General features: G+C 55.7%; 28 protein-coding genes. 1 reads left to right on the top strand and 27 read right to left on the bottom strand.

All coding sequences use genetic code 11. The features are described from left to right. Positions 1–7 precede the first annotated feature (7 nt). From rpsR to ACWHYZ_RS05420, 12 genes are all read right to left on the bottom strand, one after another. On the bottom strand, positions 8–289 hold the full coding sequence (gene rpsR / locus ACWHYZ_RS05475; RefSeq protein ID WP_447986280.1) for a 30S ribosomal protein S18: 282 nt from the start codon (positions 287–289) through the stop codon (positions 8–10). Continuing rightward, positions 289–681 carry a single-stranded DNA-binding protein gene (locus tag ACWHYZ_RS05470; RefSeq protein WP_447986279.1) on the bottom strand — a complete coding sequence of 131 codons (393 nt, stop codon included), beginning with the start codon at positions 679–681 and terminating at the stop codon, positions 289–291. Before ACWHYZ_RS05470 ends, rpsR begins: the two co-directional genes overlap by 1 nt. After that, positions 665–1000 carry a 30S ribosomal protein S6 gene (gene rpsF / locus ACWHYZ_RS05465; RefSeq protein WP_447986278.1) on the bottom strand — a complete coding sequence of 112 codons (336 nt, stop codon included), beginning with the start codon at positions 998–1000 and terminating at the stop codon, positions 665–667. Before rpsF ends, ACWHYZ_RS05470 begins: the two co-directional genes overlap by 17 nt. Positions 1001–1216: 216 nt before the next feature. Then, on the bottom strand, positions 1217–2002 hold the full coding sequence (locus ACWHYZ_RS05460; RefSeq protein ID WP_447986277.1) for an enoyl-ACP reductase FabI: 786 nt from the start codon (positions 2000–2002) through the stop codon (positions 1217–1219). 145 nt (positions 2003–2147) lie between these two features. Then, on the bottom strand, positions 2148–2735 hold the full coding sequence (gene pth / locus ACWHYZ_RS05455) for an aminoacyl-tRNA hydrolase (protein ID WP_447986276.1): 588 nt from the start codon (positions 2733–2735) through the stop codon (positions 2148–2150). 2 nt (positions 2736–2737) lie between these two features. Beyond that, on the bottom strand, positions 2738–3493 hold the full coding sequence (locus ACWHYZ_RS05450) for a 50S ribosomal protein L25 (protein ID WP_447986275.1): 756 nt from the start codon (positions 3491–3493) through the stop codon (positions 2738–2740). Positions 3494–3604: 111 nt separating this feature from the next. Then, positions 3605–4546: a ribose-phosphate diphosphokinase gene (locus ACWHYZ_RS05445; protein ID WP_447986274.1), complete on the bottom strand. Its 942-nt coding sequence runs from the start codon at positions 4544–4546 to the stop codon at positions 3605–3607. 120 nt (positions 4547–4666) lie between these two features. Continuing rightward, positions 4667–5590 (bottom strand): 4-(cytidine 5'-diphospho)-2-C-methyl-D-erythritol kinase, encoded by a 924-nt coding sequence (gene ispE, locus ACWHYZ_RS05440; protein ID WP_447986273.1) that lies wholly within the window; start codon positions 5588–5590, stop codon positions 4667–4669. Positions 5591–5593: 3 nt separating this feature from the next. After that, complete coding sequence (locus ACWHYZ_RS05435) at positions 5594–7006, bottom strand: sigma-54-dependent transcriptional regulator (RefSeq protein WP_447986272.1); 1413 nt, start codon at positions 7004–7006, stop codon at positions 5594–5596. Further along, positions 6991–8676 carry a two-component system sensor histidine kinase NtrB gene (locus ACWHYZ_RS05430; protein ID WP_447986271.1) on the bottom strand — a complete coding sequence of 562 codons (1686 nt, stop codon included), beginning with the start codon at positions 8674–8676 and terminating at the stop codon, positions 6991–6993. Before ACWHYZ_RS05430 ends, ACWHYZ_RS05435 begins: the two co-directional genes overlap by 16 nt. A 129-nt stretch (positions 8677–8805) precedes the next feature. Beyond that, positions 8806–10023 (bottom strand): type II secretion system F family protein, encoded by a 1218-nt coding sequence (locus tag ACWHYZ_RS05425; RefSeq protein ID WP_447986270.1) that lies wholly within the window; start codon positions 10021–10023, stop codon positions 8806–8808. A gap of 253 nt (positions 10024–10276) precedes the next feature. Next, positions 10277–10813: a CDP-alcohol phosphatidyltransferase family protein gene (locus ACWHYZ_RS05420; protein WP_447986269.1), complete on the bottom strand. Its 537-nt coding sequence runs from the start codon at positions 10811–10813 to the stop codon at positions 10277–10279. 184 nt (positions 10814–10997) lie between these two features. Here ACWHYZ_RS05420 and ACWHYZ_RS05415 point away from each other — a divergent pair, with 184 nt between their 5' ends. Beyond that, entirely contained in the window at positions 10998–11315 is a 318-nt protein-coding gene (locus tag ACWHYZ_RS05415) for a hypothetical protein (protein ID WP_447986268.1), read from the top strand. Positions 11316–11346: 31 nt separating this feature from the next. Here ACWHYZ_RS05415 and ACWHYZ_RS05410 read toward each other — a convergent pair whose 3' ends face one another. From ACWHYZ_RS05410 to murD, 15 genes are all read right to left on the bottom strand, one after another. Beyond that, the gene (locus ACWHYZ_RS05410) at positions 11347–12489 is read right to left on the bottom strand and encodes a serine hydrolase domain-containing protein (RefSeq protein ID WP_447986267.1); all 1143 of its coding nucleotides are present in this window, start codon (positions 12487–12489) and stop codon (positions 11347–11349) included. Between the two features lie 94 nt (positions 12490–12583). Beyond that, positions 12584–13090: a DivIVA domain-containing protein gene (locus tag ACWHYZ_RS05405; RefSeq protein ID WP_447986266.1), complete on the bottom strand. Its 507-nt coding sequence runs from the start codon at positions 13088–13090 to the stop codon at positions 12584–12586. 18 nt (positions 13091–13108) lie between these two features. Further along, complete coding sequence (locus tag ACWHYZ_RS05400) at positions 13109–13405, bottom strand: YggT family protein (RefSeq protein WP_447986265.1); 297 nt, start codon at positions 13403–13405, stop codon at positions 13109–13111. A gap of 29 nt (positions 13406–13434) precedes the next feature. After that, on the bottom strand, positions 13435–14256 hold the full coding sequence (proC, locus tag ACWHYZ_RS05395) for a pyrroline-5-carboxylate reductase (protein ID WP_447986264.1): 822 nt from the start codon (positions 14254–14256) through the stop codon (positions 13435–13437). After that, positions 14253–14981 carry a YggS family pyridoxal phosphate-dependent enzyme gene (locus ACWHYZ_RS05390; protein WP_447986263.1) on the bottom strand — a complete coding sequence of 243 codons (729 nt, stop codon included), beginning with the start codon at positions 14979–14981 and terminating at the stop codon, positions 14253–14255. The genes proC and ACWHYZ_RS05390 overlap by 4 nt, the downstream gene beginning before the upstream one ends. Before the next feature lie 117 nt (positions 14982–15098). Further along, positions 15099–15860, bottom strand: coding sequence for a peptidoglycan editing factor PgeF (pgeF, locus tag ACWHYZ_RS05385; protein ID WP_447986262.1), 762 nt, complete (start codon positions 15858–15860; stop codon positions 15099–15101). Between the two features lie 60 nt (positions 15861–15920). Further along, entirely contained in the window at positions 15921–17111 is a 1191-nt protein-coding gene (gene ftsZ / locus ACWHYZ_RS05380; RefSeq protein WP_447986261.1) for a cell division protein FtsZ, read from the bottom strand. 145 nt (positions 17112–17256) lie between these two features. Next, on the bottom strand, positions 17257–18492 hold the full coding sequence (gene ftsA / locus ACWHYZ_RS05375) for a cell division protein FtsA (protein ID WP_447986260.1): 1236 nt from the start codon (positions 18490–18492) through the stop codon (positions 17257–17259). A gap of 6 nt (positions 18493–18498) precedes the next feature. Next, the gene (locus ACWHYZ_RS05370) at positions 18499–19344 is read right to left on the bottom strand and encodes a cell division protein FtsQ/DivIB (protein ID WP_447986259.1); all 846 of its coding nucleotides are present in this window, start codon (positions 19342–19344) and stop codon (positions 18499–18501) included. Further along, a complete protein-coding gene (locus tag ACWHYZ_RS05365) occupies positions 19341–20324 on the bottom strand; it encodes a D-alanine--D-alanine ligase (RefSeq protein ID WP_447986258.1) in 984 nt (327 codons plus the stop codon). Before ACWHYZ_RS05365 ends, ACWHYZ_RS05370 begins: the two co-directional genes overlap by 4 nt. 204 nt (positions 20325–20528) lie before the next feature. Beyond that, complete coding sequence (murB, locus tag ACWHYZ_RS05360) at positions 20529–21482, bottom strand: UDP-N-acetylmuramate dehydrogenase (RefSeq protein WP_447986257.1); 954 nt, start codon at positions 21480–21482, stop codon at positions 20529–20531. 14 nt (positions 21483–21496) lie between these two features. Beyond that, positions 21497–22876: a UDP-N-acetylmuramate--L-alanine ligase gene (gene murC / locus ACWHYZ_RS05355; RefSeq protein WP_447986256.1), complete on the bottom strand. Its 1380-nt coding sequence runs from the start codon at positions 22874–22876 to the stop codon at positions 21497–21499. A 59-nt stretch (positions 22877–22935) separates the two neighbouring features. Continuing rightward, a complete protein-coding gene (gene murG, locus ACWHYZ_RS05350; RefSeq protein ID WP_447986255.1) occupies positions 22936–24045 on the bottom strand; it encodes an undecaprenyldiphospho-muramoylpentapeptide beta-N-acetylglucosaminyltransferase in 1110 nt (369 codons plus the stop codon). Then, positions 24042–25244, bottom strand: coding sequence for a putative lipid II flippase FtsW (gene ftsW / locus ACWHYZ_RS05345; RefSeq protein ID WP_447986254.1), 1203 nt, complete (start codon positions 25242–25244; stop codon positions 24042–24044). Before ftsW ends, murG begins: the two co-directional genes overlap by 4 nt. Positions 25245–25408: 164 nt before the next feature. Next, entirely contained in the window at positions 25409–26788 is a 1380-nt protein-coding gene (murD, locus tag ACWHYZ_RS05340) for a UDP-N-acetylmuramoyl-L-alanine--D-glutamate ligase (RefSeq protein WP_447986253.1), read from the bottom strand. Positions 26789–26918: the final 130 nt, after the last annotated feature.

Genomic DNA, 26918 nt, shown 5'->3' with positions numbered 1-26918 from the left:
AGCGAGTCTATCGCTCTTCGGCAAACGCCAAGATCGCAATGGTTCGCGCTCGCTTAATCGCCACCGTCAGTTCACGTTGATGCGGCATGCAGTTACCGGAGATCCGGCGCGGCACAATTCGACCCCGTTCGGTTAAAAAGTTCCGCAACAACCCCACATCCTTGAAGTCGATGGGGATTTTTTCATAGCAGAACCGGCAGACACGTCTGCGCTGAAAAAACCTGCCACTGCCACCGCCACTCGCGCTTCCACTTCCCCCTGTTCCGCGGTCCCCTCTCTCGTCCATCATTATACCGGCTCCTCATATTCGTAGTGTGGGTCTTCTGTGGCGGCCGACTCGGTCGCTGTTTCTGAGCGCTTCGGCAAGAAGGTGATGGCTTGAGCCACCACCTCATGCTTGCTCCGCTTCTGCCCGTCTTCCGTCTCCCAGCGTCGTTGCTGAAGCCGTCCGTCGACGATCACGCCGTTGCCTTTGCTGAGATACTGGCCACAATGCTCTGCTTGCTTTCCGAACACGACAATATCGATGTAACAGACCTCTTCTCGCAAGTCTTCGGCCTGCTTGAACCGGCGGTTGATCGCCAGTCCGAAACTTGTGACCGGTGTTCCATTGGGCGTATAGCGGACTTCCGGATTTCTGGTCAAGTTTCCGATCAAAACAACTTTATTGAACCCTGTCATGATCGGGCACCTCGCTGGTAGATGCTGGGACCGACGGTTGCTCCATACGCACGGTCAAAAACTTAATCACGGAATCTTCCAATCGATAGGATCGCTCAAGCTCACTGATAAGATCGCCCTTGGATTGAAAATTGAGATAGACAAACGTCCCTTTCCGCTCCCGTTTTACTTCATACGCCAGCTTTTTCTTGCCCCAGTTTTCAAGTTTTAACACCGTGCCGGACTTTTCTACCACACCTTTGAGTTTGTCGATGAGCTTGGAAGTATCTTCGTCGGATAACGAAGGACGGACAATGAAGATAGACTCGTAGAGCTGCATGCAGAACCTCCTGGACAATGGCCCCAAGACCGGACTTGGAGCGAGGGATAAAATATTGACCGCGATGTCGGTTACTATCGAGGCGCGTCACACCAAATGAGCGTCAGAAGCTACCATAGACCTCCAGAAGGTGTCAATAAACGGACTGTTTTGGATCTGGATCGACTACCTATCCAGACGACACGAGCAAGCGCCGTTTTTGTGCAAGACAGCGCCTTACTCCATAGCAGCCAAGGACCCAAGGATATGATAGCCGCCATCGACGTAGATCACTTCCCCGGTGATGCCTCTTCCAAGCGAACTCACCAAAAACAGCGCAGTATCACCGACCTCTCCTTGCTCGGTAGCCCGCCGAAGAGGGGCACATTCCTTGTGATGCTCAACCATCTTACTGATCCCTGAAACCCCACGGGCCGCCAGTGTTTTAATAGGACCCGCGGAGATCGCATTCACGCGGATATTTTTCGGGCCGAGATCATAGGCGAGGTACCGCACGGTCGACTCGAGCGCTGCCTTGGCTACTCCCATGACATTATAATGCGGCACGACCCGCTCACTGCCCAAGTAGGTCAAGGTGACGACAGCGCCTCCGGAGGACATTAAAGGCGCGGCAGCTCGTGTGACCGCGACTAAGGAATAGGCACTGACATCGAGAGCCGTCGCAAATCCGGCCCGTGTGGTCTCCAGAAATGACCCGGTCAGTTCGTCGCGGGGCGCGAATGCCACTGAATGCACGAGGAAGTCCAGCTGGCCGAATTCCTTCTCGACATGCTTCATCAAGGTATCGATTTGCGCGTCATCCGCGACATCGCAGGGAAATGCATTCGCCTTCGGGATCGTGCGGGCGAGTTCTTCGACATTTTCGCGCAAACGGTCATTCTGATAATTGAACAGGAGATGCGCCCCTTCACGCACCGTCGCCTGAGCGATTGCCCACGCGATGCTGTGCTTATTGGCAACACCAATAATCAGCCCTTTTTTATCTTCCAGCAGCATGCCCATAGTGCTCCTTGCTCACAGACTCTCGGGGATTGCGATAGCATCGTTGCATTTAAAGACTGAACTTCCGCACCGTCGTACTGCTATGCCAACAGATAGCTCAAAATGACTCCGTAAGGAGGCCCTATTACTGGTGGGTGAGGCGTACTTAAGTACGATTATTCGGCCCCTCCGTGTCGCGGATATTAAATCGGTTCATCGCCTTCTCAATCCCTTCCAATAGACAACACTCCAATGCCATCACCGCATGATCCAATGCCCGATCGACGACTTCCCGTTCCTCCTTGTGAAACGGCGAGAGAACATAGTCCGCCGTGTCCTCACCGGCACTCGGTCGACCAACTCCAATTTTAAGCCGGCAAAATTCTTGAGAGGCTAGGGCAGTCTGAATGGAACGGATGCCGTTATGCCCGCCCGAACCGCCTAGACGTTTGATCCGCAGGCGGCCAACCGGCAAGTCGACATCGTCGTGGATGACAATCAGATCGTGAGAGGGAATTCCCAATTCCGTGACCAGTGCTTGCACCACCGGTCCGCTTTGATTCATCCAAGCCAGAGGTTGGGCTAACGTAATCTCGAGACGATCCACAATCCCTTGGCCTCTACGGGCGTATCCCATCTCACGCAGAACAATATCCCAGCGAACAGCCGCACGCTCCAATGCCATGACGCCGACATTGTGACGCGTAGACTCGTACGGCGGCCCGGGATTGCCAAGGCCCACAATCAATCGCAAGCTTACTTCTTCTTTTCCTCCTTAACCTCTTTTTTCTCGGCTTTTGGAGCGCCGGCGGCTTTGGCTTCGCCTTTGGCCTCACCGGCTCCGGGAGCCGCTGCTTCACCTTCGGCTTTGCCCTTCGCGATAAGTTCGGGTTCTTTCCCTTCCTCCCCGGCAGCTCCACCGGTGAGCAATGCTTCGAGCTTCGCCTCGGACATCGGGGCCGCCACGCTCACTACCATCTGATCGCCGTCGTCGAGGAACCGGCACCCTTCCTGTTGAGGCAGTTCCCGAACGTGAATGCCTTGTGCGATCCCCAGTTGGGACGCATCGATCTCGATATGGTCCGGGAGGGCGCCCGGCAGACATTCGATGTTCAGTTGACGCACATTGTGGTGAAGTACCCCGCCCTCTTTCACGCCTTGTGGCACGCCCCCTGTCAAAGTCACCGGCACCTTCACGCGAATTGGTTTGTCCATCGATACTTCAAAAAGATCGGCATGCAGGATCTCGTTGGTCACGGGATCGACTTGGTAATCCCTGAGCAAGGCCGTTCGATTGGCCTTCGTCTTCGCTCCGGCAACCGAAAGGGAAAGCAGGGCGGTGCCGGCGGCATGAGAACGCAGAATCCTTCGAACCACATCAGGCTCCAAGGTCAGCAGGAGACATTCTTCTTGCCCGTACAGCACGGCAGGGATTTTCCCTTGCCGTCTGAGTTGTCGCGCAACTCCTTTGCCGGCTTGTTCTCTCAACGCTGCTGTCATGTCGAATTTCATGGTATCTTCCTTTCCGTCTACTAATAATTCCTTGGCTCACTGCATCTCGCCCTCCACTGAGCAATCTCAGACGCTGGACAACGATGGAGTATCGAGATGGTGGGACGGACGCTATGCAAAGAGCGAACTGACCGATTCTTCCTCGTGAATCCTCGTAATGGCTTCTCCCAACAATGGGGCCACTGACAGTACCCGAAGCTTGGGACAGCGTTGTTCTTTTCCATTCAGCGGAATGCTATTGGTCACGACAACTTCCTCCAGGCAGGAGGCTTGGATCCGCTCCAACGCCGGCCCTGACAGAACGGGATGGGTACACCCTGCCCACACTCGTGCGGCGCCCTTGTTGGCACAGGCCTGCGCGCCTTGGACGATAGTTCCCGCGGTATCGATCATATCGTCCAACAACAATGCGCTCCGGCCCTCCACATCTCCGATGATATTCATGATCTGCGTCTGATTCGGGCCTTCCCGACGCTTATCGATAATGGCCAGGTTTGCCTGCAGCCGCTTTGCAAACGCTCGGGCACGCTCGACACCGCCGGCATCGGGGGACACGACTACCAGATCCTTCCCGCCCGCCTTGCTGATGTAATCCAACAGCACAGGTGTGGCGTACAGATGGTCAACGGGAATGTTGAAGAATCCCTGTATTTGCCCGGCATGGAGATCCATCGTCAGCACCCGGTCTGCCCCGGCGGTCGTAATTAAATCGGCAATCAGCTTTGCGGAAATGGGAACTCTCGGTTGATCCTTACGGTCCTGCCGAGCATAACCGAAATAAGGAATGACGGCAGTAATTCGATAGGCCGATGAACGCTTGAGCGCGTCGATCATGATGAGCAGTTCCATGATCGAATCATTGACGGGAGGGCAGGTCGACTGCATGACAAAAACATCGGCGCCCCGGACATTTTCTTCGATCCGGATTCTCGCTTCCCCATCGCTGAACGACGAAACCGTGGCCTCTCCCAGATTGATTCCCAGATAGGCGCAAATTTCTTTGGCCAAGGCGGGGTTCGCTTTTCCTGAAAATAACTTGAGTTCTTTTTCCATGCTATTCCCCCGACAAGACAGTCATTGTCGGATGACCCGTTCGAATGTAAGCCACGCCACGATCGGGGAACCACCCGCCGTAGTAAAGCAGGATACGGTAGCGAAAAGATGGGGGAATTGTCAACCGACTTGGAGAGGATTTAACGGGAAAGTTTCCTGCGAGCCTGATGAGCGTGCGGCCGTCCGGATCGCTGAGGCCCACCATCCATGTTGGCGTTTCAGTCCATCCCGAGCCCGGACAGCTGACTCTTCGTCTGAAAATACGCCGAACACCGTAGCGCCGCTTCCCGACAAGAGAGCGACCTGCGCTCCCGATGATATCAAGGAGCGTTTCATTTCCCCAAGCACCTGATGTGTCGGAGCTAATGCTGCTTCAAAATCGTTCTCCATTAATGGAAGCACTTCATCCCAGTCCGCGTGAGCCTTTCCGGCTAAACGGATGATACCCGGAGAAAGAGCAGCCATGCTGCTTCGTGTGGCGGCCAACCGGTCATAGGCCCATCGCGTGTTGATCGGGAATCCCGGATTTAACAGGACAATCCACCGCTCCCCGACCAGCTGCAATGGCACCACGTCTTCACCGCGAGCACGGACCTGAGCTGTCGGTGCAAAAAAGAAAAACGGCACATCGCTGCCCAGGACCTGGCCGACGTCGGCCATCTCGGACGCCGACCATCCCAGCGACAATAAACGATTGAGGCCGACAATAGTGGCAGCCGCATCGCTGCTCCCTCCGCCAAGCCCTGCAGAAACCGGGATTCGTTTTACGATCCGAATATCCAATCCAACGGACAGTCCGGCCCGCTCCAAAACCACGCCAGCCGCTCGAGCGACTAAGTTTCGCCCGTCCGTCGGAAGCGATGGGTCATCGCATCGCAGATGTACGCCGGTCGTTTCAGGCTGCAGTTGGATGTGCAACTCGTCTTCCAACCCAACCGTCTGCATGAGAGACCACAGGTTATGGTACCCGTCGGTCCGCCGATCGAGGACTCTCAGGATTAAGTTGACTTTCGCCGGTGCGTAGACCCGAACGTCGCTCATCATCGCTCACTCATTATCTGAATCATCAGTGCCGCCTTTGATCTCATACTTCTCCAAGCGGTATCGAAAAGATCGTGTATTCAGTTGCAACAATCTAGCCGCCTTCTTTTTCACCCACCGGCTTCGTTCCAATGCCTTGAGCAGCAGGTCCTTTTCAATCGAGTTGATTAACTTCTCTAAATCCAACCCGTCCGGCGGAAGCTCCGTGGGATAGCCGTGCGTGGACGCGGAGGACTGACCGGGTGCCACCGGACGATGCAACCACCCCTCAATATCCCGTTCATCAATTAGGGCTGTCGTTGAGAAAGCCACGACGCGTTCAATCAAATTCTCCAACTCTCGTACATTCCCTTTCCACTCATGAGCCAATAGCACTCGCATGGCGTCGGCCGACAAGGTCGGGACAGGTTTCCCATTGGCCTTCGCGAATTGCTCAAGAAAATGTTTCGCGAGCAATGGAATATCGCCTGTCCTGAGACGGAGTGGAGGGAGCGTAATAGGAATGACGTCGAGGCGGTAGTAGAGATCCTCACGAAAAGTTCCATCGGCGACCGCTTTGGCCAAATCCCTATTGGTCGCGGCAATGACGCGGACATCAACCTTGACATCGCGTGTCCCTCCCACACGCCTGAATTCACGTTCCTGAATCACACGCAGCAGTTTGACTTGCATCGCCGGCGATGTTTCCCCGATTTCGTCGAGGAAGATACTTCCGCCGTCCGCCACTTCGAACAACCCAGCCTTATTGGCAATAGCCCCCGTAAAAGCCCCTCTCATATGGCCGAATAATTCGCTTTCAAGTAACGGTTCCGGGAGCGCGCTGCAATTGACCGTGACAAAGGGCAGTCGACTGCGGGAGCTATTGTAGTGGATGGCTCGGGCAATCAACTCTTTTCCCGTTCCACTTTCTCCGAAGATCAAGACATTGCTCTTACTGTCGGCAACCTTGAGAACGACTTCGAGCACTTTCTGCATGGGTTCGCTCTGCCCGATAATGTTCGCCAAAGAGGATTGGCTGGCAATCTCACGTTTCAGCAACGTGTTTTCGGTCGAAAGCCGCCGCCTCTCCAACGCATTGCGCACGATGAGCTGGACTTCATCAACCTGGAACGGCTTGCTCAGATAGTCATACGCGCCGAGCTTCATCGCTTCCACGGCAGAGTCGCTGGAGGCAAACGCCGTAATCAGCAGGACAACCGTATCCGGCGAAATCTCCTTGACCGATTTCAAGACTTCGAGCCCGCCGACCTTCGGCATCTTGAGATCGGTAATCACCAGATCGAAAATTTCTTTCCCGATCTGAACGATCGCTTCGCTCCCGTCCGAGGCCAAGGTGACGTCATACCCGGCGCGCTTGAGCATAATGCTCAGGACATCCCGCATGCTGCGTTCATCATCGACGACTAAGATCTTTTCCACGGTTCCCTACCTTCGTGCCAAAGCCGTAGTCCGGCGTCAACGGACACGGGTAAACAGACGCTAAACTGAGATCCCTTGCCCTCGCGGCTCTCCACACGAATCCATCCACCGTGAAGGTCGACAATCCGATGAACAGCGGCAAGGCCGAGACCCGACCCACGTTTCTTGGTGGTAAAAAATGGAAGGAAAATTTTGTCCAGCGCATCCTTCTGAATGCCTTCCCCCGTATCTTGAAACAAGACTTCAATGACCTCCCCGCTGCGATCCCCCGAGCCGATCCGACGACGACCGGTTGAAATCGTTAACTGACCTCCCAACGACATGGCTTCAAACGCGTTGGTCGCCAAGTTCCAGAATACTTGCTTCATCTGATCGGGATCAATCTGGGCGTTCATCACGCCGGGACCAGGATACGTAACAATGACGATATTCAGATGCGACTGGGCCTCGTGGCGTATGAGATCCAGCGTGTCGGCCAATACCACATTGACATCGTACTCTTTCAAATTCAACGCCGGCGGACGCGCGTACAGCAGAAACTCCGTGATAATAGAGTCGAGCCGAGACGTTTCTCGAATCGCGATATCCATCAAATGCCGGTTAGATTCATCGAGATCAACGTCCTTTCGTAATATTTGCATAGAACCGGCAAGCGCTGCGAGGGGGTTTCGGATTTCGTGCGCCATACCCGCCGACATTTCACCGAGCGTGGCCAGCCATTCACGGCGCCGCATCTGCTCTTCCAGATCCCGGATCTGCGTCAAGTCCTGAAAAATCCCGACCAAACCGGTTCGCACGCCGCTTTCCGTCAATGGCGCCAGGGTCATGCCGATAACGACCCGCGTCTTATCGGCTCGCCGCCCTTCTCCTTCGAATCGATAAGGCGCCATGACCGTAGACGTATCCGCATCAAACAGATTCGCCTGTTCCCAGCTGAACACGTCCCACCACGGCCTGTCCTTTACTGTTTCGAATGAATAGAGTGTAATGTCCTGCGCGGCCCGGTTAAAAGACGTGATCCGTCCGGCTTCATCCGTCGTAAATAACCCGCTGCTCAAACTTTGAACGACATTTTCGTGAAAGGCTTGCAAGCGGCTGAGGCCCTGCTCCTTTTCAACGAGCGACTGTCCCGCCCGCTTCAATTGATCAGCCAGGGCACCGCTTAAAAGTCCCACCATAATGACGGCCAGACTATGAATGCCGAATGTATACAATGTGGCCGGGGCCGAGAGTCGGCTAGGTGGAGCAAAATCAAAAGCACCGGACAGCTGAAGATTAGCGACTATACCGAACAGGATGACGCTGACTCCGGCCGCGATCAATCCTCCCTGCCGCCGAAGGATCAGGTTCGCCAATGTGACCGTGATGATGTAAAAGACGGAAAAGGGACTTTCGATGCCGCCCGTGTTTGCGACGAGATAGGTTTCGAGAAGGAGATCGATGCCTACCTGCAGGTAGGCAAATTGCTGTAACAGCGCAGTGCTGACGACATAGCGAAGGGCGAAGGCGTAGAGGATCGTGATGATATACGTACACGCAATCAGGGGATAAAAAGCAAAAACAGGCTGGCTCTTCCCTATCTGAAGCACCGCGGAGAGCCCGAGCAACAGGGTGACGACAACTACCCGAAAGCCCATGAGCCAGTAGAGTCTTATCCGAAGATTTTCCATCAGGTCGAGCAGTTCGTAGATGCCATTTCAGGATCGTGGCGGAAGGAATCGCTTCGGCACTTTACAGAGGAGTCCTGAGGAAGACAAGAAACCAACGAAACAGGTGTGATCGCCCCTCTGTATACTGCGTTAGCCTATCACCGACGCCATCTTAAAGATCGGCAGATACATGGCAATGACGATGAACCCGATAACCACGCCGAGAAAGACCATCATCATGGGCTCAAGCAGAGCCGTCAATGAAGCCACTGCTTGATCCACTTCGTCGTCATAAAAATCCGCGATCTTCCCGAGCATTGCATCCAAGGCGCCGGTTGATTCTCCCACTGAGATCATATGCGTGACCATTTTAGGAAAGACGTCGCCCTTCGAAAGGGGATCCGCTAATGTCTTGCCTCCGCTTATGCTCAGACGAGCTTCAAGTATCGCATTCTCGACGATCTTATTGCCCGATGTCTTGGCGGTAATCATCAATCCATCCATGATCGGTACGCCGCTCGTGATCAAAGTCCCTAGGGTCCTCGTAAACTTCGCAACCGCAGCTTTGCGAACCAATTGGCCGACGACAGGCAGTTTCAGAAGGAGGCGATCGATAATGATGCGGCCATTGGGGGTTTTATAATACCGCTTAACGGCATACACAGTTGCACCCAAGGTTACCGCTATGAAGATAAAGTAGTGCTGCATAAATTCGCTGAGATCGATCACCAACTGAGTCGGGCCCGGGAGTCCCGCCTTCCCCCCAGACAGATCGGTAAACATCTTAGCGAAAATCGGAATCACCCAAATCATCAAGATTGTGATGACGATAATCGCCACACTGACAATTGTCGCGGGATAGACCATGGCGGACTTGACTGCGCCTTTGAGCTTCATGGCCTTTTCAATGTGCTTTGCCAGACGAAGCAGAACAGTATCCAACAAACCGCCTACTTCGCCCGCATGCACCATATTGACATAAAGGTCATCGAACACTTTTGGATGTCGCTTCAGCGCATCGGCAAAGGTCGCCCCTCCCTCCACGTCAAGCTTGATTTCTCCGACGGCTTTGCCAAGAATTTTATTTTCGGATTGGGTCGAAAGAATGTCGAGGCATTGAACAAGAGGCAGGCCTGCGTTGATCATCGTCGAAAACTGGCGGGTAAAGACAACCAGGTCCTTGTCTTTAATGCCGGTCCCGCTTAGCCGGCTCATTATGCCTTCGGTCAAGGCCTTTTCCTGAAGACTGGTGACCCCTACATTGAGTTTTCGCAGTTGTTCGATGGCTTCATTACGGGTTTTTGCAATGACTTCACCCTTTTTTACAGCTCCGTGCCGGTTTTTACCGACGTATGAAAACGTAGCCATTGCAGTTCAACCTCGTATGTGGATCAAACGAACTTCGCCATGGTGATTGAGCTGGTTGTGAGAAGGCGAGATGTCTATGATACGAATTAAGCCTATCCTGTTATCAACAAACTCGGAACAGGTCATTTCCATGTGGTTCTCAGGGGTTACGTTTAGGTGTGGTACCTCCGAAGTCTACTGGAGGATGTATAAGCTGTCAACCTTACTGGATTTAGAAAGGCCGATTTGCAGGCAGGTCAAGAGCTGGTTCTCGTTACGCTTCACGAGTATTGAGATGTGCGACGCCCCGGTACAGGTAATGGAGCCCCGAGGATACGGTGAGCGCAACCATGAGATAGAGAAGAGGATGGAGCAATTGGCGTTCGAGGTGACGTGATGTAAAGACAATAATAAGAATAATGTACAACAACTGAACTAACGTTGTTCCTTTGCCTATAAATGTCGGTGACATATCGAGCGATGAGTCCGTAAAGCGGCTTAGCAAGGCCCCTGTGAGCAAAATCAAGTCGCGGCTGACCACAAGAATGGCAACCCAGAGCGGCACAAGGTGCAGAACAGAGAGGGTGACGAAGCCGGAAGTCAGCAGGAGTTTATCAGCTAAGGGATCCAGATATGCGCCGAGTTTGGTACGCTGATTGGCGACACGCGCGATGGTGCCGTCCAGGGCATCCGTGAGGCCGGCGATGAGGATTACGACCAGCGCGTGGCTATATCGCTCATAGTTAAGAAACCCTATGAACACAGGAATGAGAAGAATGCGGAGGATGGTCAGGCTGTTCGGAACATTCATGGAATCGCCGGTGGACACTGGCCGGCCCTTTGGCGGATACAGGTAGGGGAAGGAACCGACGCAGGCACATTATAAGAATGATTTCTTCTTGTCAACCATAGTTGAAGTCTGTGGAACAGTCCATCTATAATCCTGTTCTCGGCGCCGCATTCTTGTTGATCAACAGCAGATCCTAGGAGATACTGTGAGCACTCTTCCCCTCTCACTGAGACAAAAAGATGGAGTTGTCGAGCGGCATCAGCTTGAGGGGAATGATCCCAGCGATCGTTACTTCAGCCGGGCGATTCTGGTCAGCCGTGTCGGTCAGGGCTATCTCGCCAAGCTGAACTATGAAGCATTGGCGGTCGAAGGCCAGACCTATCCCACCATCGCGGCAGCAGTCAGTAGCGTCGTGGAAAAGCTCCGAGAATTGGGGTTCAGGCGGATGCGGACTCGGCCAAACTTCAAAGGGCGTCGCTATCTGGCTGAAAAAGAAACATGGGTGGAATATCCCGACTCGTAAGCCTCTTCGCTGCGCTTAACAGCACTTCACGTTAGCTCCCCTGCGGTGTTCCTCCCACGATCGTCTTATAGACGACATTATGTATCAGCGGCCGAAACTGCTGGATCCTCGTGTTCTGGCGGCTTGGGTGCACCCTGTTCGAGAGCAGGACCACTTCGAGTTCCACGCTCGGGTCGATCCAAAGCGAGGTACCGGTAAAGCCAAGATGCCCGAAGGATTGCGCGGAGAGATACTGCCCAGAGGACGATGGCGACGATGGCGTATCCCAGCCTAAGCCCCAGCTTGACTTGGGCGTCTGGGAATGGCGAGTCAGAAAACGACGAACCAGCTTTCGATCAAAGAAATGGCTTCGGCCCTGATATCCGCTTAACCAGGCATCGGCTATCGCCATCACGGCTGAACCCGTCCCAAATAGTCCCGCATGACCGGCGATGCCTCCTAAGGCATAAGCGTTTTCATCATGGACTTCACCCAAAAGCATTCGGCCTCGCCAAGGATCATCTTCAGTGGGCGCAATGGAGCCGGCCGTCACATCTTGCTTATCCACACCACTCCGTCCATTGATAATTGGCATAAACGTCAGGCCTTGGATACCAAGCGCCTCGTATATTCGTTCCCGGCAGAATGTGGCGAGTGACACACTGGTGACACGCTCGATCATCAGTCCGAGCAAGATAAATCCCAAATCGCTATAGAGATTCCCCGTCCCCAACGGATAGACGAGTGGCTCTCTGCCGATATACTGTACGGCGAACTTCCTAGCGGCATCGCTTTCAAGAACGCCGCGCTGCTGCCGTTCCTGCGTACCGATCTCTTGATAGAGCGGACGCCATCCCGGCAGGCCAGAGCTGTGATGTAAAAGGTGAAAAACTGTGGCTGATCCGAGCGTCTTTCCCTGAAGCTCAGGGAAATAGGCGTGAAGAGAATCCTCTAAACGGATCTTTCCATCCTGAATCAAACATAATACAGCGGTTGTCGTCGCAAGCGGTTTGGTCAGGGAAGCGAGGTCGTAGATCGTCTCCAGCCTCGCCGGCTCGGATTGCGGAATCAATGCCGCCCACCCAAACGCGCCTTGGTAAGCGAGGTGTCCCCGAAACCGCACGAGCAATACGGCCCCGGGAAAGATGCGCTCCTCCACAGCGGACTGCATCGCATGTGTAATGAGATCAGCCATGGCGTCCGCGGTGAAGAAAAGATCAGTGAATCAGGAGTGTGCCATTAATATGGCTCGAATAGTGGCTTGCTCCGATGAACCCTTCACGGAAGGGCTATCGATCGGGGCTTCGCGTGAGCTTCCCCGTCATATCCGAGACGTTAGAATGTTCTTCATCTTCCTCTTCAATTTCCAAGACGCGCTCGAAGGTACGCAACGTCGAGCGCAAGCGCTCGATGCCCAGCAATCGCTGTTTGCGGATGTCGGAGATTTCACGCTGCAGAACAACCAGTTCCTGACGGGCGTCTTGCAACATTTCGGCCGCCTTGAACTCTGCTTCTTTGACCAGCAGTGCGGCATCGCGCTGCGCGATTTCTTTCATATCGTCAGCCATGGCCTGCGTCGAAATCAGCGTGTGAGTCAATGTCGTTTCGGCCTTCTTGAGCGCGATGAGCTGCTCCTCGGTCGCCGCCAGCTTTTCACGGAGCGCGTTGTTTTCATGATTCAACGACTCGACGGTTTGCGAGAGATCTTCGAGAAACTGCTTGACCTCCTGGCAATCGTAGCCTCGCATCCGAACTTTGAAGACCATTTGCTGAATGTCGAGGGGCGTGAGTCTCATCGGATACCTCTCTGTTCGTCAATGCATGCGAAACGCCAGGTCCTTCAGCGACTGGACCAAGGCAACCTGCAGAAAAATAATGACCAATAGCGCAACAATCGGTGACAGGTCGACTCCCATAGCAAATCCGAGACGCCGGCGGATGGGATAGAGCACAGGCTCAGTCACACGCTGGAGAAATTGTACGATGGGATTCCACGGATCCGGATTGACCCAGGAAATCAGCGCCCGTGCGATGATCACCCACATATAGAGCCAGAGCACATAATCGAATATGACTGCCACTGCTTGTAGAATGTTACCCGCGACGAACATCCTTCACATTCTCCTAACTTGATGGACTCTCAACCCGATTGCCCCAACTCTCGTGCGCGCTCAGTCGCCGCACGCACGGCGGCCATCAGGCTGGCCCGTACACCACCCTGTTCCAACTGATGCAGACCCGCAATGGTCGTTCCGCCCGGAGAGGCCACGCGGTCTTTCAACCGGCCCGGATGCTCGCCCGTCTCTAGAACCGTGCGGGCTGCTCCTACGGCCGTTTGCGCAGCCAGTAGTTCAGCCACAGCCCTTGGCAGACCCATTTTGACACCGCCGTCGGCCAATGCCTCAATGGCCATAAAGATATACGCCGGCCCGCTTCCACTCAAGCCCGTGACGGCATCCATTAACGGCTCGTCGACGAATGCCACACGCCCGACAGACTCAAACATGGTTCGTACAAATTGTTTATCCGCGTCCCTCACCGCTGGACCGAATGCCAACACAGACATACCCTCCCGAACCATGGCCGGCGCATTCGGCATGACACGAACGACTCTGGCTCCCGTCGAAAGCCGGTCACTCACGTACTGAATGGTAATCCCCGCTGCAATGGAGATGATCAACCGGCCGGACAGCGACGATGACAAATCGGTTAACACAGGACCCAGTACTTGAGGCTTCACAGCCAGCAGGACGGTGTCGGCCCATGTCACTGCTTCATGGTTACTGGAGCCGACACGAATGCCGAAGCGCTGTTTGAGCAAATCCCGTCGCGGCTCACTTGGATCTGTTGCCCACACATCCGCCGGCTCGGCGATCTTGGCTGCCAAGAGCCCTCCGATGAACGCCTCCGCCATTTGACCGGCGCCGATACAGGCAATCTTCTGGGACGCTACGGCCTTCACGGACTAACCTTCTTAGGTCGCTCGCCGAAAATGGCAGTGCCGATACGAACGCAGGTCGCCCCTTCCTCAATGGCAATTTCAAAATCGTGTGACATGCCCATGGAAAGTTGATCCATTCGAATGCGTTCATGGGCCGAGCGCTTCACGGAATCGGCTAAGACACGAACTGCCCGAAAATACGGCCGCGCCGATTCCGGCGTCTCTGTCGGCGGCGGAATTGTCATCAGGCCTTTGACAGCGAGATACGGCATCGTGTCGATTCTATCCAGGGCCGTTAGTAATCCCGACGAGGAGAACCCGGTCTTCGTTGACTCCTCGCCGATGTTCACTTCCAGCAGCACGGATTGACATATGTTTTTTTCTTCTGCACGACGATTAATCTCTTGCGCCAGCTCGAGACTGTCCACCGAGTGAATGAGGTGGAACCGCCCGACCACCGCTTTGACTTTGCGCCGCTGCAACTGCCCGATGAAATGCCAGGTCACGTCCATCCGCCTGGCGAATGCATCCAGCTTCGGCAGCGCCTCCTGTACCCTACTCTCGCCAAAATGAGTGATGCCTGCATCCAGAGCGGCCTGAATTCGAGCAAGCGGCGCGGCTTTCGTGGCAGCAACCAGTTGAATCGTGTCGGGAACTCGCCCCGCTTTGGACGCCGCAGCATGCATGCGCTTCCAAATGATGGCGACGCGGTCGGCAATAGTGTCCGAATCCGAAAAATCTTCCACACACGCCCGCTAATCAAGGCCTGAGCACATAAACAATTCGACGGCATTGTACAGGAAGCGTTGCCCTGTGTCAGTGGTGCCAACTCAGTCACTCTTCTTTTGGGCAACATGGCGATCTTAGCAAAGGGATTCCGACAGCATTATTCCACTGACCATCGTCTCCTTCACTACCCCTTCCCGGCGGTACGAAAAAAAGAGGTCAGGCTCGCAGATCGTGCAATGGCTCACCGTCCAAATATTCTGATCGGGCACACCCGCTGCCTGAGCCTGGCGACGGACGAACTCGCGAAGATCCAGCAGGGCACGCCCGGATCCCGTCTCACGAACGACCGATGTCCAAAAGGGATACGATTGAAGCGGCTTCAAAACAGGCTCATCCACTTCATAGCAACACCGTCCGGCCGACGGCCCTATCGCCATCTGAATCGCGCTAGCCTGGGATCCGAATTGTTGTTGCATTGTGGTGAGCGTTTTTGGAACGATCCCGGCAACGCTCCCTCGCCAACCGGAATGTACTGCTGCGACAACGTGGTGAATCGGGTCATGCAGCAAAATTGGCACGCAGTCGGCTGTCCTTACAGTGACCAGTAGCTCGGGTTGGTTCGTGATCACGGCATCCCACCCGCCGGCAAAGGTCGTTCCGGCTTCAATCGGTCGGTCCACCACCAGGGCATCCGCTCCATGCACCTGCTTCACCGATACGATGGCACGGGCCTTCCAGAAGCCGGGTCCAGAGTATGCGGTACCGTCCAACAAAGACCGCTGACCACTGTTCCAATGGCGGGTCCCGAAAAAGTGTCGAACAGGATGGCCCGCTTCAAACTCAGCGACCGTAATCAGGCCTGTAGCGGCGCTCTTTTTCGTGAGAGGCTGCGACATCGGTACGTCCCCATAGAAGACAAAGGTCTACCGCACTCGTACACTGTCCTGAGCCCTTCCCTAATCCGCCTGCTTTCTCAAAAATGTCGGGACATCCCATTCGTCATCGACCGCAAGTCCTAACCGCTCTTGAGCTTCCGTTTGCCCATTCATGCGACGGAGAAACGCGGGACGCTCCAAATTCTGCGGCGTGGCTTCTGCCGAGGCAAGACGAGCGGATACCAGCGCCGGCTGCGGTGCTCGGACCGGTTTAGCCTTCGACTGCTCAATGGCAGGAGCGATAAACGGTGACTCGTCCCGATCGAACCCTGTGGCGACGACCGTGATGATCAATTCGTCGCTCAGGTCCGGATTAATGACCTGGCCGACAATGATGTTCGCATCCGGATCGGCGACTTCCTTGATAATGGATGAGGCTTCATCCACCTCATGCAGCGAGAGGCTCGGCCCGCCGGTGATATTCAACAAGACGCCGCGCGCCCCTTGCACATTCCCTTCCTCCAGGAGTGGGCTAGAAATGGATTTTTGCGCTGCCTCGAGCGCTCGGTTCGGACCGCGTGCGATCCCCATGCCCATGACTGCCCGTCCCGTATAGGTCATGACGGTTCGCACATCGGCGAAATCGACGTTCACATGGCCGGTCGTGGTAATGATATCGGCGATGCCCTGAATAGCCTGTCGCAAGACGTCGTCGGCGACTTTGAACGCGTCCAGCAGCGGGGTCGACTTATCCACGAGTCCAAGGAGCCGTTGGTTGGGAATCACCAATAAGGTATCGACGTTTTTTCGCAATTCCTGAAGTCCCTCTTCCGCATGTGCCCACCGCCGCTTCCCTTCATACTGGAACGGCTTCGTCACCACGCCTACCGTCAATGCCCCAAGTTCCCTGGCGATGCTCGCAACGACGGGGGCTGCGCCGGTGCCCGTGCCCCCGCCCATGCCAGCGGTGACAAAAATCATTTCGGACCCTTCCAGCGCATCGCGCAGGCGATCTTTGCTTTCTATGGCGGCCTCCTTGCCGATTTCCGGCTTCGCCCCTGCGCCAAGACCGCGAGTCCGCTCAGGACCCAATTGCACTTTGAACGCCGCCAATGAGCGGCCCAGCGCCTGGACATCGGTATTGGCGGAGATGAATTCGACACGACTGAGCCCCGAGCCGATCATCGTATTGACCGCATTGCAGCCGGCACCGCCGACTCCAATCACCTTAATACGAATCGGCATAATGTCGTCGTCTTGAAATGAGAACATTGCGTCCCTCCTTTCGCTGAATGAAGCGATCGGCCTGCAGCCGTCAGCCCTCAGCTTTAATGGTCTAATGCCGGCCTTGCAAGATACCCAACGCCATCTATCCCTTTTTTGAGCTGACGGCTGATCGCTGCCGTCTGAAGCCGAGTCAAAAGAACTCCAGCATCCAGCTGCGCATGCGATCGAAGACCCGCCCAAACCGTTTTCCGCCCCGTGCGCCCACTGTTTCTAATGCTTCGGCGTGACGGCATGCATGGAGAATTAAGCCCACGCCGGTGGCATACATGGGATTGCTCACGATGTCCCGGAGTCCTCCGACCCCGGAAGGGATCCCGCGCCGGACGGGCAAATCCAATATTCGTTCTGCCGCATCAGGCATACCCTCAAGCATGGAAGTCCCGCCGGTAATCACCACACCGGCCGCCAACATGCCTTCATACCCGGCTCGTACAATCTCCCGGCGCATGAGATCGAACATTTCCTCAACCCGTGGCTGGATAATTTCAGCCACCATTTTCCTGGCCAAGCTTCTGGGCGGCCGGTCCCCTACGCTCGGGACTTCTACGAACTCGTGTTCCTTGACCATTTCCACTAAGGCGACACCGTGGCGAACCTTCAATTTCTCCGCTTCCGCTTGCGGCGTGCGCAGGCCGATCGCAAGATCGGTACTCAAGTGTTGTCCCCCGATCGGCAAGACCGCCGTATGCCGAATACTCCCCTCCACGAAGATGGCCAAATCGGTGGTGCCTCCGCCGAGGTCCACCATCGCCACTCCCAATTCGCGCTCTTCAGGGCTCAAGACCGCTTCGCTGGACGCCAACGGTTGCAAGATGATATCGACGACATCAAGGCCGGCCCGGTTTACACTCTTGACGAGGTTCTGCGCGGAGGTCACCGCGCCGGTGATAATGTGCACATCCACCTCAAGACGGGTTCCGGACATGCCCAGCGGTTCGCGGATGCCGTCTTGATCATCGACCATGAATTCACGTGGCAACACATGTAGTACCCGACGATCATGCGGCAGCACCGCGACCGTCCGCGCCGTTTCAATCGCCCGTTCGACATCCGACCGAGTGACTTCCTGCTTCTTCAGTGCAATGACTCCACGTGAATTTTCGCCGGAGATGTGACTCCCCGCGATCCCCGTATAGACAGAATTGATCTGGACCGCCGCCATCAGTTCGGCTTCTTCAACGGCCTTCTTGATCGACTCCACGGTACTTTCAATATTGACGACCACACCCTTTCGCAAACCGCGAGAGAGGCTTGATCCCACTCCAATAATATTGATCGCGCCTTCTTCGGTGACCTCGGCGACAATGGCACAGATTTTCGTCGTCCCGATATCCAATCCCACTACAATGTGATCTCGTTTGGCCACCGTTGGTTACCCCCTTTCCCGCACGATCACTTTGCCTGGATAGCGAAGATCGATGTCGCTTCGGCCATCGGCTCGGCCATTGCTCAGATTACCGGCCACATGTGGCTCGAGCTTCCGATACAAATCCCATTTTTCTTCAAAGGAGGACCCGCCGAACTGCAGACGCATTCCCTGGACATACGCCACGACGTTCTCTCCATTTGCGACATCGACTTCCGGACGGCCATCAAACGTGCGGGTCAACATCCCGGCCACCTCGATACCCCTTTGAGCGGTCTTGATAAGGTCCCGCTCTCCGCTCATGAGACGCGTAGGGTTTAATCCCACAAGAATCGGGAGCCCCGGTTCGCTACCCTGGGCAAGGACCGACAAGGGATGTCCTTCGTCATCAAGCAGCAGCGTCATAGCGGAAGATCGCAACACAGCGGCGGCGTGACGTTCGACAATATGGACTTGCAGCGCGTTCGGCAGCACACGTTTGATATCGGCATGTTTGATCCAGGGATGGGCTTCCAAGCGCATCGCGAGATGCCTGGGATTCACGGTGAGCAGCGTCACATGAGGATCAAGCTTCAAATAGTCCAACACTTCCGCACGCGGCACCTGATTATGACCGGATACCATCACGTCTTTGACCGTCAACCATGTGGCAACCAGAGGCGCTGCCGTCTGGTAGCCGAGGATCCCAACCCATCCGGTCACCCCTACGAGCATGATGCCCATCACGAACTTTCCGACGGGACGAACCCACTGCCACCGACGCCGAGTACTGCGGGAAGGACGCGTGGAAAGATTGGGTCGAGGGCCTTGCTTCCGTCTGGCTGATCGATGTTGTGAGCGCCACAGTCTCACGTGGCCATCCTCTTCAAAGCGGTTGCCCGTGTGATCGCAGACTCAAGAATCCGCTCCGTGAGCGTGTCATAGTCCAAACCGGCCTTCGCTGCAGCCATTGGTAAGAGACTGGTCTCTGTCATGCCTGGCGTGGTGTTGATCTCAAGGACGAACGGCTTTCCACGGGGCGTAATCCGGAAGTCCACCCGCGCAGCCCCTTCGCATCCGATAATCCGATAGGTCTGCAAAGCCACGTCTTTCAGCTGACGGGTGACACCGGACGACAAGGGAGCCGGGCAGAGATACTGTGTCTGTCCTTTTTGATATTTCGCGGCATAATCGTAGAATCCTCCCGGCGCGACGATCTCGACCGCCGGCAAGACGTCTCCTGAGAGAACCGCGACGGTGACTTCCCGTCCAGGAATATAAGGCTCGACGATGGCTTCTTCGTCATGCTTGTGCGCCCGACGCAATGCCACTGCCCATTCCGAGGACGCTCGCACAATTGTGATGCCGATCGTCGACCCTTGTGCTGCCGGTTTCACGACCACCGGCAATCGAAAGCCCGCAGGTATGGTCTTGGGAAGCTTGCTGTGGGCGTGGACGACGATTCCACGTGGGACCGGAATGTCTGAAACCGAGAGGAGCGTTTTTGTCATCCCCTTATGCATTGCGATCGCACTGGCTCTCACGCCGGACCCGGTATAAGGAATGCCCAACGTCTCCAGCAATCCCTGCATGCTTCCGTCTTCACCCCCTGGGCCGTGCAGAGCCATGAACGCCATCTCGATTTTGTGGTCGCGCAACTGGTCGGCGACAGACCGATCTACATCCAAAGCGACGGCATCATACCCACGGCGCGAAAGCGCTTGATGGACGGCTTGTCCGGTTCGAAGCGAGACCTCTCGCTCAGCGGATTGCCCACCCATTAATACACCAATCCGAACGCTCGTAAGCGGAGCGGATTGAGAAGTCTTTAATTTCTTTTTTGTATTCTTCATAAAATCTTGGGGCACGTGTCAGCGGATACAGGAGAGGAGGCGAAGGAGGCGTGACCAGATGCACGGCCGCAGGTTTGAACAACCGGAAGCGTAGCGACATTTCACCCTTCCAAGCCTGGGCAAGCCGAGACCGACCCTTTCCCCTGACTACATTGAGGATTGTTTCCAGCCGAGAATGCCGCAGATGGTCGCGCATCGTTCGTCTCATGGTTCGCCAACGATTTTTAATTCCAATTCCAACTTCACTCCTGCCTTTGCTTGCACCGTTCGACGTACCTGTGCGATCAGCGCCATGACATCTTCGGCACGCGCCTCACCACGATTCACAATAAAATTGGCGTGTTTGTCGGACACTTGCGCATCACCAATACGAAATCCTTTGAGCCCTACCGCCTCAATGAGCCGACCGGCGGCTTCCGACTTTGGGTTTTTGAATGCACAGCCGGCATTAGGCATGGTGAGCGGTTGCGTGTCTCTGCGATACCGGAGATAGTCCTTAACGACCGTCTGAATTTTATCTTTCACTCCCGGCGTGAGCTGGAGCCACACACCCGTCACAATCCCGCGCGGCACACGCGCACGTCGGTAGCTAAATGGAATAGCGGAGGCGGGAATTTCTTTCAGTATTCCCGAGGGAGACGCAATGCGTACGGCCTTGACTGCATCTTTCATCTCCCCGAGGCGTGTGCCTGCATTCATGACGACACATCCTGCGACCGTTCCTGGGATTCCGGCCGCCCATTCCAGTCCACTGAGCGAGCGACTGATGCTATGTTGCAGAAGGACCGGCATCGTCACTCCAGCTTCCGCATAGACCACCCCATTCGGCTGGTCCGTAATCCCTTTCAATTTCGACAGACTCACCACGATACCTCGGATGCCCCCATCGCGAACCAAGACATTGGTTCCTCCAATGACGAACAGCGGAACCTTGGCCGCTCTGGCTTGCTGGAGGAGACGACAGAGATCTTCGACGTCATCGGGGACGACGAGGGCATCGGCAGGCCCCCCGATCCTGAATGAGGTCCAGTCCTTCAGCGGTGCCTTGAAACGGACTTCGCCTTTGAGACCAGCCGTGACTGCATGAAGCATACGATCAGGACGATCGGACGATCGTGTGACGGATCCGGATCCTGCGGACGACATGCGGTTCGGCATGAGCCTCACCTCCATTACAGCCGCTCCAACAGTTCAGGTCCGACTTTCCAAATATCCCCCGCACCCAGCGTGATCACCATATCGCCGGACTGAAGCATCGGACCGGCTCGCTCGGCCAGTTGGTCCTTTCGGCCTGCCCAAGTAACCGATGGATGACCGACGGCCCGAATGGCATCCGCCAGTTTTTCGCCTGTTACCCCCGGGATTTCCGCCTCGCCTGCGGGATACACATCAGTGACAAAGAGAACATCGGCTTGATCGAAGGCGCGAGCGAATTCCTCAAGCAGATCACGCGTCCGCGTGTACCGATGCGGCTGAAAGAGGACGACGAGCCGTCGGTTCCACCCTTGTTTCGCGGCTGCCAAGGTCGCCCGTATCTCGGTCGGATGATGGCCGTAATCGTCGACCACCATGATGCCATTCTTCTCTCCCCGTCGCTGAAAGCGTCGCTCCACACCGGTAAAGGCGGCCAACCCTTTGCGGATCAAATCCATCGGGACATCCAACTCCAGTCCGATCGCGATCGCCACGAGGGCATTGGACACGTTATGGATGCCCGGAACAGACAGACGAAAAGGACCCAGGTTTCGATCTCTGAAACGGACGCGAAACTCCGACTCTCCTTGTTTCAGCGTAATGTCACTTGCGAAAAAGTCAGGCGGAATACTTCCAGGGTGTTCTTTCAGGCCGTAGGTCTGATATCGCTTCACGACGCGAGGCAGCAAGGTCCGAAGGCGATCATCATCGGCACAGAGCACCGCCAAGCCATAGAACGGGACGCGGTTGATAAACTCGACAAAACTGTCCTCGACACGTTCCATCGTGCCGTAGTGATCCAGATGTTCGCGATCCAGATTGGTCACCGCGACGATAGAGGGCGACAGCTTCAGAAAGGATCCGTCGCTTTCGTCGGCTTCCGCGACGAGCAGATCGCCGCGCCCCAATCTGGCATGACTGCCGAGTGCATTCACCTTGCCTCCGATCACCATGGTGGGATCGAGACCGGCTTGGGCCAGGACGGTGGCGACCATCGAGGTCGTGGTCGTTTTGCCATGCGCACCGGCAATCGCGACGCCATATTTGAGGCGCATCAATTCAGCCAACATCTCGGCTCGCGGGATCACAGGGATTGGTTTGGCACGGGCCGCAATGACTTCCGGATTCGACGACGACACCGCCGAGGAAATCACCACGACCTGAGCCTCTCCGACATTGGATTCGTGGTGGCCGATGAAGATGGTTCCGCCTAGTTCCTCCAGGCGGCGAACGGTATCCGAATAGTTGAGGTCCGACCCTGTGACCTTATAGCCCAGCGTGAGGAGGACTTCGGCAATGCCGCTCATCCCGGATCCACCGATTCCCACCAGATGAATGTGTTGTATTTTTCTAAACATGATGTCGGCTTGGGGCTAGAGGTCAAAGGGAACAGGGTTCCCTTTCCTCCTGTCAACCTCTAGCCCCTCGCCTTTCCTCTTGTGATCTGTAGACATTCGCGAACGATTGCTTCCGCCGAATCGGCTCGTCCTAATGCACGGCTCCGCTCGCTCATCTGCTGCAATCGATGGGGCTGGCGAAAGAGCGCTCCAATGATCTCGGCCAGTTTTGCCCCGGAAAGTTCGCCTTGTGGAATCACCAGCGCCGCGCCTGCCTTCTTCAATATGTCTGCATTGTGTGCTTGGTGCTGATAGATGGCATTCGGAAACGGGATCAGGACAGATGGCTTGCCGCACACCGTCAGTTCGGCCAATGTCATGGCGCCAGACCGGGACACCACAAGGTCGGCCCCACGGAGCGCCGACGGCATATCAAAAAGAAACGGCATTACGTCGACCTTGATCCCTGCTGACGCATAGAATTCTTTGACTCGTTCGTAATCCTGCTGTCCAGTCTGATGGACGACGGATAAGCGCGCGTTGACCGTGGCATCGTTGAAGAGCAAGGGCAGCGCTTCCATCATCGCGACGTTGATCGCATGCGCACCCCCACTGCCCCCAAACACTAGCAAGGTCTTTTTCGCCTCGGTCCCATCGACGGTCTTTGTTCGTGCCACCGAATGGAAAAAGTCCCGCCTGATCGGTGCGCCAAGAGCCCGGACCTGCGATGACTTGAAAAAGCCGGCCGTCGCCTCGAATGCGACAAAGACGCGATTCGCCAGCGGCGCCAGTATTTTGTTCGCCATCCCGGGATAAGCATTGGGTTCTAAAATTACACGGGGAATGTGCAACAGAGACGCCGCCAAGACAACCGGTGGAGCGGTATATCCGCCAATGGCGACCACGAGGTCGGCACGATGGCGCCGCAAGAGGTTCAACGATTGCCAGAGACCTTTCGGAAGCGACACAAGGGCGGACAGCCGTTTTCGAAGGCTTAGGCCCATCAAGGGCAACGCCGTAATGTAATCCAGCGCGAAACCTTCGTGCGTCAAGACCTTTCCTTCGATCCCACGCGTCGTTCCAATGAACCGAATTATCGCGGTCGGATCCTTCCTGAGAAATTCTCTGGCCAGCGCGACCCCGGGATAGAGGTGTCCCCCGGTGCCGCCGGCGGCAATGATAATGGTCATCGGTTTGCAATCCGACCGCCATAGTCGCTCGTGTGCCGACCCCGTTGTCGGTCTCGTGAAATGCTCAATAACATGCCGATCGCCAACAGGTTGATCAACAGTGACGACCCCCCATAACTGACCAGTGGCAGCGTCAATCCCTTTGTCGGCAGGAGACCCGTCGCCACCCCGGCATTGATCAAGGCTTGCACACCGATCAGTAACGTAATGCCCATTGCCAAATGCCGCCCAAACGGATCCTGCGCTCGTCCGGCAATCTGAAAACCCTTCACGATCAATACTCCGAAGAGCAGCATGACGGCGGCTGTCCCGACCAATCCGAGTTCTTCTCCAACCAGTGCCAAGACAAAGTCAGTATGCGCCTCCGGCAGAAAAAAGAGCTTCTGCTTTCCGGCGCCCAATCCAACCCCAAAGGGCCCGCCGCTGCCGAAGGCAAGAAACGATTGATTGACCTGGAATCCGGCTCCGGTCGGGTCTTTCATCGGATCGAGAAAGGTCAACAGGCGCTGCAACCGATAGGGCGATTTCCAAATCATGACCCCGACGGCGACCAGGAGAAGAGGAATCAACCCGGACAAATGCAGGAGTCGAGCGCCGGCCAAAAACAACAACCCAAGGGTCACCATTCCGATGACGACCACCGTCCCGAGGTCCGGCTGCAAGAGCACCAGCGCACTGAGCATACCGACGATGATGAATGGCGGAAGAAAGCCCCGCTTGAATTCTTTCACCCGGTCTCCCTTGTGGGTCAAATACGCGGCGACATACAGGACCACCACAAGCTTCACCATCTCGGCGGGCTGAATCGAAATCGGCCCGAGCTTGAGCCATCGTCTCGCCCCTTTCGCCGCGACACCAATCGATGGAATCAACACGAGGATCAGGAGGACGGCGGTCACGATCAGAATGGGCACCGCTAATTTCCGCCACATGAGATAATCCAGACGCGAGGCGATGTGCAAAAGAATAAAGCCAAAGAGCAGCCAGGCGACTTGGCGTTTGAGAAAATAGATCGCATCGTGAAACCGATTGCCGGCTACAACACCGCTCGCGCTGAACACCATGACCAATCCGATCAATGCCAACACGACGGTAATGACCAACACCGTGCCATCGGCGCTCGGACGCGTGGTCGACCGCTCCCTGTTGAACGACCAAGGAAGTGCTAATGTTCCTGCCTCGCCGGCTTTTCGTGACATCCCCTTTCACATCCTAACTTTCAATAGCCTCAGCGTCGTGGTCCCTTAATATAATAATGGGCAGCTGGGGTGTTCCCTACTGCGCGCGCCTACTTACCAGAGTGGACAGCTCATAGCTGTATGATGCGCGAGCACGGAGATCCAGCCCAGCCGACCATCTCTTTTCATGCCAATTCATTGACCAATGCCTTGAACTGACGTCCGCGATCTTGATAATCGACAAACATATCGAAGCTGGCGCAAGCCGGGGACAACAACACGACCTCTCCTGACTGAGCAGACTGTGCCGCCGATTCAACGGCTTCTCGAAATGTGGTCGCATGCGTCATCGGCTTGAGCCCTTGGAACACCTCTTGAATGCGAGACGCCGCTTCCCCGATTAACACCAGCCGTTTCACCCGACGTGCCACGAGATCGCGCAGTTTTCCAAAATCGCCGCCTTTGTCTTTCCCGCCGGCAATCAAGACGATCGGCGTATCAAGGCTTTCCAGCGCTTTCATCGTGGCATCGACATTCGTGCCCTTCGAGTCATTGATAAACCGTACCCCGTTCCGCTCGCGGACCAACTCCAGTGCATGCTCAAGCCCTGGGAAGGTCGAGAGGACTCGGCGCATCGCATCCGGCGGACACCCGCAGACATGGGCGACCATGGAGGCAGCCATTGCATTTGCGACATTGTGAGCTCCGGGGATTCGAATATCGCCAATCTTGCAAATGAAGTGACGCTGCCCTTTGAAACTCACCACCAATTGATCGCCGTCAAGAAAGGCCCCCTCACCCACAGCACCCATTCGGCTGAATCCCAGTTCGTGTGCCCGGATACCTGCTCGCAAGGCGAGCGCCCGCTCATCATCGTGGTTCAATAAGGCATAATCATTCTGCCGTTGGTTCTCGAAGATCCTCGCCTTCGCCGCCACGTAGGGAGCCAGGGCAGGGTACCGGTCCAAATGATCCGGCGTAATATTCAAGACCGCCGCCACCCACGGGCGAAACGACTGAATAGACTCCAATTGGAAACTGGACACTTCAGCCACCACATAATCATACGAGGAGCCGTGCAATCTGCTGCGGTAGGTCTTGAGTGCCGCTTCACTTAACGGCGTGCCAAGATTGCCGCCCACGAACACGCGCTTGCCCTGCTCCTTCAACAACAACCCGATCAGCGTGACGGTCGTACTTTTTCCATTCGTGCCTGTGATGGCCAGCACCGGAGCGTCAAGAAAACGAAACGCCAATTCCAGTTCTCCGATCACCGGCACCTGCCGTGCCCGCACCTCGCTGAGGATGTCCAGCTCGGTTGGCACGCCTGGGCTGATGACCACCAATTCGGCCCCTTCGAGCGCTGCTTCATATCGAGGCCCGATAATCACTCGGATCGCGTTTCGATCGAGGCGCGTCAGCGCCCCGGCCAGCTTGGCTTCGTCCTTCGCATCGGCGACAGTCACGTCTGCCCCCACCGCTTGAAGGAGATTCGCCGCAGCGACGCCGCTTCTCGCCAACCCAACCACCGTCACCTTCTTGCCTTTTAGCTCTTCAGGCTTCATCGAAATTTCTATCTTAACGGACGCTCAAAACGGTCACCGATTACACTCGCTCCCCCAGAGGCACCACCCATTCCCCAGCCAAGGCCGCAGCCGACAGAAAACAGCAGGCGTAGCCTCTGAATGGTTGAAG

This window comes from Nitrospira sp. Nam74 (genome assembly GCF_965152615.1).
Note: the sequence above shows the minus strand (reverse complement) of the source record. Positions and strands in the feature narration are given on the sequence as shown.